Below are 13368 nucleotides of genomic sequence, written 5' to 3'. Positions count from 1 at the left end.
CGAGATGTTCTACAATCCGAAACGCAAGCACACAAACAACGGCATGCTGTCGCCCGTTGACTTCGAAGAAAGACAGCTCAAACTAAAACAGGCGGGTGTCTAGGAAACTAGGGGCACCTCACTCTGGATCCCAAAGCTCACGCAAAGAGTTGAGGTTCTCAACCACTGAGCCCTCTATCGCCGCGCCTAACGGCGTGTTCAGTGTAAATAAGTCGGTTGCATTGATGCCCGCGATCCGAAGGGACGTCATAAATCAGCATGGAGAGCATCCAGTACCCGGTCGTACAGCTTCCTATGGACCCACTCATGGTCGGGACCTCCAGTACGGGTCGGTCGCGGAGCGGTAACCGTCATGAAATGGCTCGCATATTCGAACGTTGCTTTTCCAACAGCAGTCTTTTGCGGGCCCCTTCGTAAAATGTCGGGTTCAGTTCAGCGGCGAACGCCCTACGATCATTTCTTACGGCAGCAATGGTTGCAGACATTAGTCCTCCGAAGGGTTCCCATATCACGTCGCCGGGGTCGGACGCCGCAATGATCTGACGTTCCATTAAAGCGACGGGCTTCTGGTTGGCGTGCAAGTAGCCTTTACCCCTTGGATTCCTAACCCGTTCACCACCATGAACTGGCGGCGCGCGCCAGACATTTGTCATCGCGTGCGTATGTGTCCATTTTGCGCGAAGGGCATCCCATTCATCGGCTTCCGGCCGGTTAATGCCATCAAGAGTGAAATATGGTCGTGACGTGGGCTTTCCATGCTTTGTGCACCAAGCCGACATTGAGACTATCGCGTCGCCCGGTGGGAAATACCATAAATGGCACTGCGTCAGGTACTTACGAGTCGCAGCATTCTTGACCCCGCAGGCCTCATTATTTTGCGAAAGTGGCAAACCGGAACGTTGCCACTCATGCCTTAACCACTCCTTCAAAGGAAGTTCGTATCCATTCTCATCTGCAAGTGTCAGCTTTCTTGTGTAGCGAACAGCTATCTCTGTCACAACCGGAAGACCTCGGATGGTCCGCGAGTTTACGTTACCAGCTATATGTGCCACCCCTTTGTCCCAAACGACTGTCTCTTCATACTGCCAGCCGTTCATCTCCAGAGCAGAATGCGACTTTGCCCAGCCGATTTCGCTATTCCAAAACCATAGTGTAGTGAACGGGTTTGAGAACTTCGCCCAAGCAGCAGCATGCGGGGCATACCAGTCGGCCAATCCATCCGTACTGTGCGGTTCACCAGGAAATTTGCCAAGACCGTAAGGCCCATCGCTAACAATTAGCGTGGGGCTGTCCCACTTGGCGTACTGTTTCATCGCGTCACCGCAGACGATACTTGCTTTGTCCGTCTTCAAAGCGCGCAGATTGGTGTTTGAGACCGTTATCTTGTCTTGATGCATAAGCCATCCGCTATATTTTGTACACTTATAGGCGGCGCAACTTATTCAGTGAAGGCATGTTGGCCGCACCTTGGTGATTTTCTCACAAAGTTCCGGAAAGTTCGGTTAATCTCAAGGATGTTTCAGAACTCTCTATGCGAGCTTTCACCCTTCCTTAACCTTCCCCACCGCACGCACCATTAACCCGCCCACAGCCGCACAAACGTGCGCACGCTGTGTGTACGCCTGCTGCACGCATTCTGCATCGCCCAAACCCCAGCAAAACCTGGCCATTAAGCCCTTTCACGCCCCAACTGCCAAAACCCACGCCAACCGTTGCGCGCCCGCGCCGTTAACCAACAAAAAACCGGGCCGCGAACGCGACCCGGTGAACCCGCTCAATTCGGATCAAGCCGATGGATTTCCCCCTCATCCACCGCCGCATAAAGCGCACCGTCCGGTCCTTGAACCAGCGACCGAAAACGGCCGGGCTGCATCGGCAGCGTCATCTCGGTCACGTCGACGACGGATCGCCCGTCCTCGTCCAGTTCGATCACGTCGATCCGTTGCCCGATCGGCGTGCCGCCAAAGCCGATGCCCATGACACCAACGACCATATTACCGTCCCAGGCACCCCATGCCTCACCGGTAAGGAACTCCGCAGAGGACGTGCCTTGGGATAACCCATTGTTGTTCCAGATCGGCGGCATGGCCTCCGGGTAGGTGCCCGTATCGGTCATCGGCATGAACGACGCACGTTCAAATACGTTCATCCCGTCCATCTGGTTGGGCATATAACCACAATAATCATCCGGGCAGTCACCCCGATCGGCGATGTTCGGACGCGGGTCCCAGCCCCCGTTGCCACCGGGCTCCAAAACAGTGATTTCGTCGGAATGCCAAGGCCCATGTTCGGCGACGATCGGCGTGCCCGTTTCCGGATGAAACGCAATGCCCTGAATATTGCGATGGCCATAAGTGTAGATACGGGGATCAAAGCCATCGGCGGCGTTGTTTCCCTCTGCCGCGTTGCCGTCGCTATCGACGCGCAGCACCTTGCCACCCAAAAGCGTCGGGCTTTGCGGCACTTCACCGTTATGGGTGTCGCCGGTCGTCACATAGAGGAACCCATCGGCGGGGCTAAACCGGACCCGCCCGCCGTTATGTGCACCGGGGCCACCAAAAGGATGATCCGTCGCAAATTCCTTGTACGGGATATCGTCGATGATATCGGTACGATCCGAAACCGAGGTGAAATCATCGCTTAACATCATCCGCATGACACGATTGGTCGGCGGCGATGACAGGCTGGACGTCGAATAGACATAAATAAGGCGATTTTCATCGAACGCCGGATCGAAAGCGACGCCGTTCATACCCGCCTGCCCCTCGCAGAACAGATCATCGGCGGTTTCGGGATATCCCTCGCTTTCGGTCATGCCCAACAGGGCGTTGACCGTCCCGTCGGGCAAACGCACGGACAGGCCCTGGCACTTTTCGGTAAACAGCATCGTGCCGTCCGGCAGAAAGGCCATATCCCACGGGTCCGACAGACCTTCCAGCACGATCGCGTGCTGCAGGCTGCTGATATTGGGGCTCGTATCTGCGGTGACCGCAGCGGCGTAGGTCGTGACAGAGGCTGTGGCCGCAAAAAACAATGCGGCATGTCCTCTGGATAAACACATACTCATAATAGCTCCTCCCTTGGATATTTGACTGGCTGCTCGTGGTTTTCCTGTTTTTCTCCTCCATCAACGCCACCCGCAAAACGCGAGAGGCACCCGCCTCAATACCGCGCAGCTTACGCGGAAGCCGTTGTATTCGCTATGGCCTATCCGTAATATGCCGAAGAACGCTCGCTACATATGCGTCTCACGTTTTTGCGAAGGCATCAAAGATGGGTGCTGATGCGGACTTTGCTGCTGTGCTTTGCGCCCTTTCGAACGGCAGCTTTGTCGTACGAAATATGTTCCGGCTCACCTGAGATATTGTGCATGTCGACAGCAGCGACGATGCTGCAGAAATGGCGACCGAAATCGCGTTCTCTTTCGCAGCACTGAACCCGTCAGCGCGACGGCACATTCACGTGTTTCAGATACACCAGTTCCTTGACCGTTTTGCGATGGGACTGACAGTCGCCGTGGTCGCTCTGGCATTGACCGACCGTGGTATGGACCTCTTTCAAATCTCGCTTCTCTTCGGGGTCTATTCGCTCACGACGATGGCGATGGAACTGCCGTTTGGTGGCCTTGCCGACAGCACCGGCCGCAAGCCGGTCTTTTTGACGGCGGTCGTCGCCAGCCTGATTTCACTCGGGCTGTTTCTCTCCACCAGTGATTTCTATGTTCTGGCGCTTTCATTTGCATTCATCGGTTTTGGACGCGCGCTCAGATCGGGCACGCTTGATGCGTGGTTTGTCGAAACTTTCAGGGCCGCAGCACCCAACGTGGATGTCCAGCCTGCACTGGCCAAAGCGCAATGGGCCAATGCCGTAGGCTTGGCCATTGGCGCAATCGTGGGAGGTTTGCTGCCCGATATTCTGGGCGAGGTCGCGCAAAGCCTTGGGTCCAGTATCTATGATGTGTCCTATGTGGCAAGTTTCGGCGTGATGTTGGGCGTGTTTGTTTTCACGATGGTGGCCATTGTCGAAAAACCACGCCCCAGAGATGCCACTGCTCTCATGCACGGCTTCGCGAATGTCCCAACGGTGATAAAGGATGCGAGTGTTTTGGCGCTGAGACATCCCACGCTGTCGATCCTTCTGGCAGCATTGGCGTTCTTTCTGATGGCAACCAATCCGGTTGAGGTGCTCTGGCCGACCCATGCAAAGCCGATGTTGGACGAGGATTATGCGAACACCGTCATCGGTGTCGTGACGGCGACCTATTTCTTCTCCATCGCTTTCGGCGCATCTCTGTCGCCGCATATCAGCCGGATCTTCAAGCGGCGGCACGCCATGACGCTGGCGGCGAGTTTTGCGTGCTTGGCAGGTGTGCAGATCGCATTGGCGTTGCAGGGCAGTATCATCGGTTTCGTGACGGTATTCATCCTGTATTCCGTGATCCTTGGTGTCAGCGAAACGCCAGCCAGCAGCATTCTGCATCGCTGTGTAAAAGACCATCAGCGGTCGACCATGCTATCTCTGAGATCGCTGATACAACAGTTGGGGGCCGCATTGGGTCTGGTTTTGGCCGGAACTGTCGCTGAAATTTACGCGACGCCTGTCGCATGGATTGTCGGTGCGGTGTTTCTGTTCATTGCAGTGATACTGATCTTGGTTTTGATCAGACGACTGGCCGTAGAAACCGACAACTGACATTCGTGCGCGGTGCAGCATCGGTGACAGTGGCCTCGAACCAGACACGCCTTCTCCAAACACACGAACCATTAATCTTCCCCACCGCACGCCCCGTTAACCCCGTCCCAGCCGCACAAACGTACGCACGCTGTGTGTACACCTGCTGCACGCATTCTGCATCGCTCAAACCCCAGCAAAACATGGCCATTAAGCCCTGTCACGTCCCCGCGGCCCAAATCCCCGCAAACCGTTGCGCGCCCGCCCTGTTAACAAACAAAAAACCGGGCCGCTCACGCGACCCGGTTCCCATCGATCAAATCGATCCGGCTTAGGCCAGTTCGACCTCGGCGCCAGCTGCTTCCAGCTTGCCCTTGATCTCTTCGGCTTCTTCCTTGGAAGCGCCCTCTTTGATCTTGCCGCCAGCTTCGACCAGGTCCTTGGCTTCTTTCAGACCCAGGCCTGTGATCCCGCGGACTTCTTTGATGACGTTGATTTTCGACGCACCTGCGTTCTTCAGAACGACGTCGAATTCTGTCTTTTCTTCAGCCGCTTCGCCGCCGGCGTCGCCGCCAGGGCCAGCCATCATAACAGCGCCGCCTGCAGCAGGCTCGATGCCGTACTCGTCCTTCAGGATTGTTTTCAGTTCTTGTGCTTCGAGAAGGGTCAGACCAACGATCTCTTCAGCCAGTTTTTTCAGATCAGCCATTTGCTTTTTCCGTTTCCAATAGTTGTGTTCCAACGTGAGGGCCGCGCCCCCAAGTCAATTCAGATGCTTTACGCAGCCTTCTCTTCGATGGTCGAAAGAATGCCCGCGATGTTCGAAGCAGGCGCGCCAATGGCCCCGGCGATGTTGGATGCAGGCGCCCCGATGCAACCGGCGATGGAGGCAATAAGCTCCTCGCGCGATGGCATCCCGGCAACTGTTTTCACACCAGCAGGGTCAAGTGCTTGATCGCCCATCGCACCACCCAGGATCACGAGCTTGTCGTTTTCCTTGGCGTACTTATCCACGACCTTGGCCGCAGCCACAGGATCTTCGGAATAGGCAAGCACAGTCATGCCTGTCAGGTATTCAGCGATGCTGGCGCATGGCTTTCCTTCCAAGGCAATCTTGGCGAGCTTGTTCTTGGCAACGCGCACAGACCCACCCGCTTCACGCATGTTCGCGCGCAGGTCCTGCATTTCAGCAACTGTCATGCCTTCGTAGTGGGCCACCACTACGACGCCAGAGCTTTCAAAGACTTGGCCGAGATCTTCGACCAGTTGTTCTTTTTGTGCTCTATCCACAGTTTCACTCCAAGTTTGGCACCGAAAAGGTCCGGCACCGGCTCTACTTTTGTCGACCGGCTGATGCCGCCCAACAGTCTACAGTCCATGCAAACGGGGCGTGCCAGCCAAGACATCAGGAGCCTTGGAAGATCTGGTCTATCCCGTCTCAGGCAGGAATTACAGGCTGATGCCAACCCACCGTCTCGGACGAATAAAGTTCCGGTCGAATCAATCGCCAGAACTTCTGCGCTGGGATACTTTCCGGTGCATCAAATGTGAAGCCGCAAAATCGCATCCGCTGCGGTATCTCGGCGACACACCTTCCAGAACGAAAATTATTGCGGGAAAACCATCCACTTTTTGAAGCCACTGCGGTATCAGGCCACGGTTTCGTAGAGGCCCAGAGCTTATGGCAGCATCAGATATCGACACCGAGATGACAGTGAGAACGTCAGGCAAAACGCGCTTTGGCGCTAGTCTTGTCATGAACTTTGCACTGGCATTGATCATTTCGTGGGGCCATCGGATCGCCGCTGCGCTGATCTATTATGGCAACAGCAGCTATGCTTGGCACTTTCAGAGCATCGATGGCCTCAATCCTTTTCAGAGCTTTTTCAATGACCATGCAACGTCGATCTTGCTTGGCTTGAAAACCGATGCGCTCTTCGCCGCAGCTCTTGCAGTACCTATGACGCTGCTGGGGCGCGTCGGGCGATATGTGGGCCTGTTGATCATATGCTTCTTTTACGCTGCCAATCTTGAACACATCAAATATAACGAAGCGAATATCGACCTGTCGCTGCTGGGTTTGGCAACCGATCCGACGTTCATCGCCGGTCAGTTTACCGTTGACCTCATCATTTATTTCATCGGGTTATTGGCCGTGTCAGGGCTTGTCATCTGGTATGCAAGGCACCGGGCGGTTCGCAAGCTCATTGGTGTATTCGCCGTTGTCGCGGCGCTTGTAGCAATACTCGCCCCGGTCACTGCAAGATACGACAGGCCGATCTGGCTACAGACCCATTCGATGATGCCCCGCATCGGCATTCCCGAGTTACCCGAAGATGCACGCCAATTTGCTGTCAGCACACTTCAGCAGTCAGCGGAGTCGCTGACCGATTTCTCCGGACAATATAATGTTTTGCTCGTCTTTCTCGAAGGTCTATCCGAGTACAGTCTGACCAAGTACCAGATGCAAAACGTCCAGACGCTCGCTGATGAAAACATTCACTTTCGCCAGTACATTGGTCATCAGCTCTTGACCGCAAATGGCATCTATTCGACCCATACCGGTCGCATGCCCTATTTCACCAACGTACCTATGCGCTGGTACGAACTGAACGGATCAGCGCCAGAAACGACTGACTCTCTGCCGTTTTTATTGGGCAATCGCGGATACCAGACGGCATTTGTTCAAGCCGCACCTTTAAGTTTCATGCAGAAGGACGAAAAACTTCCACTGCTTGGATATGAAACGATCATCGGATCGGGTCAGATCACGGCAGCCAGACAACGCAATGGCTGGGGCGTCGATGATCTAAGTTTGTTTGACGCGACACTTGCCCAGATCGACCAGTTCAGCCCCGAACGGCCATGGTTTGCGTCGGTTCTGACGACCGGCACACATAGCCCGTATAACGTGCCACCCGACTTTCAAGCCTCTGCGAGCACGGACCGACACCTTGCCAGCATCTATGCGGATTATGCCGTCGGGGAGCTCATGAAGGGCCTTGAGGCGCGAGGCTTGATTGAAAACACCGTTGTCATCATCACGTCTGATGAGTCGCGGGAGTACTCTCGCGGGACACCTCTGGAAATAGAGGCGCATCGGAACTGGTTACCATTCGTGATGATACATCCAAGCGAAGCGGATTATTCTATCGACACGCCATTTGCTATGATGGACGCCCGCGACATGATTTTGGCTGCAACCGGCGATGTCAGCAAAGAAGAGCTAGAGCGGATCGCGGCACGGCGCGACACGATCATCTTCGGCAATGTTCGCCTTGGTCAGTTGTTCTACTATGATCGACCGAACGAGACATTTTTTTCGTGTGATACCGCGGATTTCATCTGCTTCGAATATGGCGGCGTCACGGATATCCGATCACTTGAGAATATTGAGCTCAGAAAGCTGGCGCGTTTTTCGGGGATGGAGCGGATGTTTCGGCAACGAGAAGGTGACACCATCTATTGTGAAGATGACATCGCCATCTGTGAAGAGGCGTCACGTTGATTGCTAGGTAACCGACTATCACGCGAAACACGTTGGCAAAAAATAGCGGGCCAATCGGCCCGCTATCGTAATGTGATTTGCTTATGACAATCAGGCGTTGCCTGTCGCAGACGCCACATCAATCGTCACGCCCGGCCCCATGGTGGAGCTGACGGCGATCTTTTTCATGTAGGTCCCTTTGGCACCTGTCGGCTTGGCCTTGCTGACCGCATCGACGAAGGCCAGCATGTTTTCCTTGATTTGCTCGGCACTGAAAGATGCTTTGCCAATCCCGGCATGCACAACACCGGCTTTCTCTGCCTTGAACTGGACCTGACCACCCTTGGCGTCTTCGACAGCTTGCTTGACGTCCATCGTTACCGTGCCGACACGTGGGTTCGGCATCAGGTTACGTGGGCCAAGAACCTTACCCAGACGTCCGACGATCGCCATCATGTCTGGTGTCGCGATGCAGCGATCAAACTCGATCGTGCCGCCCTGGACGGTTTCCATCAAATCCTCAGCGCCGACGATATCGGCACCGGCTGCCTTGGCCTCGTCCGCCTTTTCACCGCGAGCAAAGACAGCGACGCGAACGGTTTTACCTGTGCCATGCGGCAATGACACCGTACCACGGACCATCTGGTCGGCATGGCGTGGGTCGACGCCCAACTGCATGGCGATTTCGATGGTTTCGTCGAACTTCGCCTTGGCGTTGTCCTTGACCAATGCGGCGGCCTCTTCGACCGTCACATTGTGCTTGCCGTCGAACGCTTCGCGGGCGGCGGTCGTGCGTTTACCGTATTTTGCCATTACTTGACCTCCACACCCATAGAGCGGGCAGAGCCCATGATGATCTGCATCGCACCTTCGATCGAGGTCGCGTTCAGGTCTTTCATTTTCGCTTCGGCGATCTCGCGAACCTGCTTGGCGGTGATCGACCCGGCGACAGCCTTACCAGGCGTTTGCGAACCGGATTTCAGCTTGGCAGCCTTCTTGATGTAGTACGACGCTGGCGGCGTCTTGATGTCCATCGTGAAGGACTTGTCCTGGTAATACGTGATCACGGTCGGGCATGGCGCGCCGGGCTCAAGATCGCCAGACTTTGCGTTGAACGCCTTGCAGAATTCCATGATGTTGATACCGCGCTGACCCAATGCGGGACCGACGGGAGGGGATGGGTTTGCCTGTCCGGCAGGAACCTGAAGTTTCAGGGTCCCCATTACTTTCTTGGCCATGTGGCCTCTCCTTTTTCAGCGGTGGGTCAGACCCACCCTACATGTGCCCCGAAGGGCGGTTATGCCGTGGTTCGCGTTGCCGCTCCCACGTCTGAACACGCATGGTTACTGCTTGGTGACCTGCGTGTATTCCAGCTCGACCGGGGTCGCCCGGCCAAAGATCGAGACCGTCACCTTCAGGCGCTGGTTCTCTTCGTCCACTTCCTCGACCATACCATCGAAATCCTCGAACGGACCGTCGTTGACTTTGACCTTCTCACCGATTTCGAAATTGATCAGCGTGCGTGGCGCCTCTTCACCCTCCTGCACGCGGTTCAGGATCGCGTTCACCTCGGCATCGCGCATCGGCATCGGCTTGCCCTGCGGGCCTAGGAACCCGGTGACGCGGTTGATCGAGTTGATCAGGTGATACCCCTCATCCGACATCTCCATATGCACCAACACGTAACCGGGCATAAAGCGACGTTCGGCAGTCACCTTCTTGTTGCGGCGAATCTCGATCACCTCTTCGGTCGGCACCAGCACTTCGTCGATCTGTTCAGACAGACCACGTTCTTCTGCTTTGGTCCGGATTTCTTCCGCGATCTTCTTTTCGAAGTTCGAAAGAACGCTTACCGAATACCACCGTTTGGCCATCTGTCCGTGTACCTTAGCTGTATGGACCGCAGTGGTCCGTGATTTACGAGTCCCGGAAATAAAAGCGGCGTGCAACATCGCCGCACGCCAGTTCCGGATTTTCAGCGCTCTTACCCCTGTCGCCCAAGGTTTTCAAGGGGCCGTCGTCGGTTTAGCTGCCGAAATAGCTCAGCACACCCTGCAGCCCGGTACGGATCAAAAGATCGACCAGCGAAAAGAACACAGCCGTCAGCGCCGCCATGATGAACACCATGATCGTGGTCATCACGACCTCGCGGCGGGTGGGCCAAACCACCTTTGCGATTTCGGCGCGCACTTCCTGAATGAACTTCACGGGGTTGGCGATGGCCATCAGCGGGTATCCTCTTTCACGGTCATGAGGCGACATACGGGGTCGTCTTGTTGTTTTCAAGATCAAACGGTGGGTCGCAGGAACCTGACCTTGGGAAGAGAAGCGATCTGCGCACATTGATCCGCATAGGCCAAGGTGACCCTGTCATGCGTTGCGGCGTCAAAGTGATCAAAGGCCGGATGCGCATCGCCGATCGGATATTTCGCACGGTACCGACCGGCAAGGCCATCACCATTGCGCCCGTCATAGGCGGCATGCACTGCGGTGACGGCGTCAAACGAAAGCCCAGCATGTGATCGCCGCCCGAAAGGGGTGATAAAATCGGCGGCGGCCGCACCCACCAAAGCCGTACAAATATCGCGAAACAGCGGGCGGTAATCCTCATACCGCCAGACGGTGATCCGGCGGACCGTCCTCACCGCCGATAACTGCACAACCAGATCGCTCCAATCTACCCCTTCAAGAGGATGGGCGGCCAGATAATCCGCCGATGATACAACCCGTCCACCCAGCAGATGTTGCCCATAGGCAGAGTTGAGAAAGGTCGCCGGATGACGAATGGCCAGACACAGATCGATCCCGGGCAGACCCGTCGCCGCAACCAGTTTTTCGATCCGTGCGCCCGCGTCGGGATATCGATCGATCACCTGCCCCGGTCGTGACACGTTCAAGGCGCCTGCGTAGTTTTCCTCACTGAACAAAAGACGATTCGCACCCTTGCGCATCAGCGCCAACTGATCCGCCGCGCTGCGGCGATTTTCCTTGGCGAATCTTGGCTTGAGGCTGAATAACCTGTTGATCGTGCGACCCGGCAACCGAAAGTAATCGGGCCCATAATAGCGTACACCTGCATCGACCAGGTCATCAGCCGCATGCTCCAACGACCGCTGCAGATGCGTCGTGGCGGTCTTGTGCGCGCCGATATGAAAGGTCAGCGTGAAATCTTCGGCGGATGTCATGGGGTCTGATGATCCTCCGAAAGACGGCGATCGGGTCTGGCAGGGGCACCAGGACTTGAACCCGGGACCTACGGTTTTGGAGACCGCCGCTCTACCAACTGAGCTATACCCCTATGACCGGATGCCGGGGTAGTCCGAAATGCACGAGGGATCAAGAGAGACTTGTCTTTCCCACGGGAAATGTCGCAACAAAGGGCCATGTGCCCGCGAACTGCAGTGATGATCCGTGTCTTTTCGTAAACGCCTCGAAAACTCGAAAGCGCTGGCCTGGGTTTTGGGTTTTGTCGCGCGGCTTTACTTCGGCTTCTGCTTCAGAACGACACGCTGGAAAATCGAAGGCCTTGAGGACCTGAAGGCAGCCCTCGCCGACGGTCCCGTCATTCTCGTCGTTTGGCACAGTCGCCTACTTCTGGGTCCCTATCACTGGCCGTTGCGTCATGGTCAGCTTTCGACGATCCACACGCGATCGCCGATCGGGCGGGTCGTTGGTGCGCTGCAGCGGCAACTGGGGCTGGAACCCTTCGAGATGAGCGAAAAACTATCCAATGTCGCCACATCTCGGCAGATCATGAAACGGGTGAAAGATGGGATCAGCATCGGGATCACCGCCGACGGGCCAGAGGGACCGGCGCTGGTGCTGAAAGACCCGCCACTGGATTGGGCACGGGCCACCGGACGGCCCGTCTTCAGCTACGCCTTCGCAACCCGGCGGGCGCGGCGGGTGAGCAGCTGGGACAGGATGCTGGTCCCCTGCCCTTTCACCGTTGGTTCCTGTGTCTTTGCCAGATTTCCCCAAGATATCCCCCGCAAGATGACGCCCGAGGACGGCGCTGAGCTACGGGATGATCTTCAGCAGTTTCTCAAGAATACAAAGGATCGCGCGGATGAACTGTCGGGCGTCGCCGCCGGACCTTAAACCGCTCGTAGCCGCGAGATATCGGCACCGGTTATTGCCTCCTCGTTTGCCAGGATTTTATCAATGCCCCAATCCCACCATGCGATCTGATTAAGGGCCGCGATCGTATCATGATTGAAGCGCATGTGATGGATCGTCGCCCGATTGCCCATGATGACGGCATAGTCGGGGATCACGCCGCTGACCACAGCACCTGCACCAATGATCACACCGTTGCCGATTTGGCTGCCCGCAAGGATACGTGCCCCTGTGCCGATCCAGACATCATGCCCAAGGACAATATCACGGCCGGGTCGAAGCGTGCTGGCATATGCGCCAAAGCGTTCAGGCTGGTGGATCGCAAAGGGGAAAGTCGAAAAGCCTTCTCGTGCGTGATTGGCCCCATCGGTGATGAATCGCACGTCATGAGCGATCTGGCCAAATTTGCCGATGATGATTTTATCATTGGCTAAGGCAAACAGGTAAGGGGCAAGGCGTTCAGCCCAGTCGGCCGGGTTCTCGGGTGGATCAAAGTCGTTTGCATACGTGTAGTCACCGATGACCCAGTTCGGGTGCTTGATGGCGGCCTTCAGAAAGACATTGCCCTTATGAACGGTGCCGTCGGGTAGCGTGACGGGGTGGAGTGTGTCTGGGGATGGGAAGCGTGTCGACATTCCGCGAATTGTCTCCCTCGCATTGGTTTACGAGCTTGGCGAAGTAGGATGGGTGCTTGCACTCATTCTTTGAGCAAACCGAGGATGGCATCAAGACGCTCGCCCTATGCTCAAACACGCAAAGGCCGCCTCTTTCGAAGCGGCCTTTGTTCATTTCGCGGTGCGGTGGGTTCTACCCACCCTACGTAGGGTGGATGCAACCCACGCTGCCAGTTTGGCACCTTGGTGAGTTCTCGGTAATTACTTCGTATTCACCTGCCACCCGCTAGTTGTGTTTCGGCTGACGCCCAAGCCACACCTTACTCCACGATTTTCGACACAACCCCAGCCCCAACAGTCCGGCCACCTTCACGGATGGCGAAGCGCAGGCCGTCTTCCATCGCGATCGGCGCGATCAGTTCGACGTTGAACTTCAGGTTGTCGCCCGGCATCACCATTTCGGTGCCTGCGGGCAGC

At 56.1% G+C, this 13368-nt stretch carries 13 protein-coding genes, 1 tRNA gene and 1 pseudogene; 3 read left to right on the top strand and 12 right to left on the bottom strand.

Going from position 1 to position 13368, the window contains the following annotated elements:
* Positions 1-350 precede the first annotated feature (350 nt).
* Entirely contained in the window at positions 351-1397 is a 1047-nt protein-coding gene (locus tag V8J85_RS19890) for a DNA methyltransferase (RefSeq protein ID WP_339955529.1), read from the bottom strand.
* A 377-nt stretch (positions 1398-1774) separates the two neighbouring features.
* Positions 1775-3061, bottom strand: coding sequence for a PQQ-dependent sugar dehydrogenase (locus V8J85_RS19885; protein ID WP_339955528.1), 1287 nt, complete (start codon positions 3059-3061; stop codon positions 1775-1777).
* A gap of 338 nt (positions 3062-3399) precedes the next feature.
* Between V8J85_RS19885 and V8J85_RS19880 the strand changes: the two genes are divergently transcribed.
* The gene (locus V8J85_RS19880; protein WP_339955527.1) at positions 3400-4692 is read left to right on the top strand and encodes an MFS transporter; all 1293 of its coding nucleotides are present in this window, start codon (positions 3400-3402) and stop codon (positions 4690-4692) included.
* A 310-nt stretch (positions 4693-5002) separates the two neighbouring features.
* Here V8J85_RS19880 and rplL read toward each other — a convergent pair whose 3' ends face one another.
* Together rplL and rplJ are read right to left on the bottom strand one after the other, a co-directional pair.
* On the bottom strand, positions 5003-5380 hold the full coding sequence (gene rplL / locus V8J85_RS19875) for a 50S ribosomal protein L7/L12 (protein WP_339955526.1): 378 nt from the start codon (positions 5378-5380) through the stop codon (positions 5003-5005).
* A gap of 68 nt (positions 5381-5448) precedes the next feature.
* Positions 5449-5961, bottom strand: a complete 513-nt coding sequence (gene rplJ, locus V8J85_RS19870; protein ID WP_339955525.1) for a 50S ribosomal protein L10 — start codon at positions 5959-5961, stop codon at positions 5449-5451.
* Positions 5962-6352: 391 nt separating this feature from the next.
* Between rplJ and V8J85_RS19865 the strand changes: the two genes are divergently transcribed.
* On the top strand, positions 6353-8179 hold the full coding sequence (locus tag V8J85_RS19865; RefSeq protein WP_339955524.1) for an LTA synthase family protein: 1827 nt from the start codon (positions 6353-6355) through the stop codon (positions 8177-8179).
* Between the two features lie 90 nt (positions 8180-8269).
* Here the strand turns inward: V8J85_RS19865 and rplA are convergent, their stop codons facing one another.
* The 6 genes from rplA to V8J85_RS19835 form a co-directional block, all read right to left on the bottom strand.
* A complete protein-coding gene (gene rplA, locus V8J85_RS19860; RefSeq protein WP_339955523.1) occupies positions 8270-8971 on the bottom strand; it encodes a 50S ribosomal protein L1 in 702 nt (233 codons plus the stop codon).
* Complete coding sequence (rplK, locus tag V8J85_RS19855; protein WP_339955522.1) at positions 8971-9396, bottom strand: 50S ribosomal protein L11; 426 nt, start codon at positions 9394-9396, stop codon at positions 8971-8973. The genes rplA and rplK overlap by 1 nt, the downstream gene beginning before the upstream one ends.
* Positions 9397-9501: 105 nt before the next feature.
* Entirely contained in the window at positions 9502-10032 is a 531-nt protein-coding gene (nusG, locus tag V8J85_RS19850) for a transcription termination/antitermination protein NusG (RefSeq protein WP_339955521.1), read from the bottom strand.
* A gap of 151 nt (positions 10033-10183) precedes the next feature.
* Positions 10184-10384 carry a preprotein translocase subunit SecE gene (secE, locus tag V8J85_RS19845; RefSeq protein ID WP_339955520.1) on the bottom strand — a complete coding sequence of 67 codons (201 nt, stop codon included), beginning with the start codon at positions 10382-10384 and terminating at the stop codon, positions 10184-10186.
* 62 nt (positions 10385-10446) lie between these two features.
* Complete coding sequence (locus V8J85_RS19840) at positions 10447-11343, bottom strand: hypothetical protein (protein WP_339955519.1); 897 nt, start codon at positions 11341-11343, stop codon at positions 10447-10449.
* Between the two features lie 37 nt (positions 11344-11380).
* Positions 11381-11456: transfer RNA gene (locus V8J85_RS19835), tRNA-Trp, on the bottom strand.
* 113 nt (positions 11457-11569) lie between these two features.
* Here V8J85_RS19835 and V8J85_RS19830 point away from each other — a divergent pair.
* Positions 11570-12259 carry a lysophospholipid acyltransferase family protein gene (locus tag V8J85_RS19830; RefSeq protein ID WP_339955518.1) on the top strand — a complete coding sequence of 230 codons (690 nt, stop codon included), beginning with the start codon at positions 11570-11572 and terminating at the stop codon, positions 12257-12259.
* Here the strand turns inward: V8J85_RS19830 and V8J85_RS19825 are convergent.
* Positions 12256-12912 carry a CatB-related O-acetyltransferase gene (locus V8J85_RS19825; protein WP_339955517.1) on the bottom strand — a complete coding sequence of 219 codons (657 nt, stop codon included), beginning with the start codon at positions 12910-12912 and terminating at the stop codon, positions 12256-12258. The two genes, V8J85_RS19830 and V8J85_RS19825, sit on opposite strands and share 4 nt — an antisense overlap.
* Before the next feature lie 299 nt (positions 12913-13211).
* Positions 13212-13368 (bottom strand): annotated as a pseudogene (tuf, locus tag V8J85_RS19820) (elongation factor Tu); the annotation flags it as partial.

Origin of the sequence: Yoonia sp. 2307UL14-13, assembly GCF_037572755.1 — a bacterium.
In the GTDB taxonomy this organism is placed as follows: Bacteria; Pseudomonadota; Alphaproteobacteria; order Rhodobacterales; family Rhodobacteraceae; genus Yoonia.
Note: the sequence above shows the minus strand (reverse complement) of the source record. Positions and strands in the feature narration are given on the sequence as shown.

Bases quoted from the DNA above. Each gene is read 5' to 3' on its own strand.
- V8J85_RS19890 (WP_339955529.1), bottom strand. From the start codon at position 1,397: ATGCATCAAGACAAGATAACGGTCTCAAACACCAATCTGCGCGCTTTG.
- V8J85_RS19885 (WP_339955528.1), bottom strand. From the start codon at position 3,061: ATGTGTTTATCCAGAGGACATGCCGCATTGTTTTTTGCGGCCACAGCC.
- V8J85_RS19880 (WP_339955527.1), top strand. From the start codon at position 3,400: ATGGCGACCGAAATCGCGTTCTCTTTCGCAGCACTGAACCCGTCAGCG.
- rplL (WP_339955526.1), bottom strand. From the start codon at position 5,380: ATGGCTGATCTGAAAAAACTGGCTGAAGAGATCGTTGGTCTGACCCTT.
- V8J85_RS19865 (WP_339955524.1), top strand. From the start codon at position 6,353: ATGGCAGCATCAGATATCGACACCGAGATGACAGTGAGAACGTCAGGC.
- rplA (WP_339955523.1), bottom strand. From the start codon at position 8,971: ATGGCAAAATACGGTAAACGCACGACCGCCGCCCGCGAAGCGTTCGAC.
- rplK (WP_339955522.1), bottom strand. From the start codon at position 9,396: ATGGCCAAGAAAGTAATGGGGACCCTGAAACTTCAGGTTCCTGCCGGA.
- nusG (WP_339955521.1), bottom strand. From the start codon at position 10,032: ATGGCCAAACGGTGGTATTCGGTAAGCGTTCTTTCGAACTTCGAAAAG.
- secE (WP_339955520.1), bottom strand. From the start codon at position 10,384: ATGGCCATCGCCAACCCCGTGAAGTTCATTCAGGAAGTGCGCGCCGAA.
- V8J85_RS19840 (WP_339955519.1), bottom strand. From the start codon at position 11,343: ATGACATCCGCCGAAGATTTCACGCTGACCTTTCATATCGGCGCGCAC.
- V8J85_RS19825 (WP_339955517.1), bottom strand. From the start codon at position 12,912: ATGTCGACACGCTTCCCATCCCCAGACACACTCCACCCCGTCACGCTA.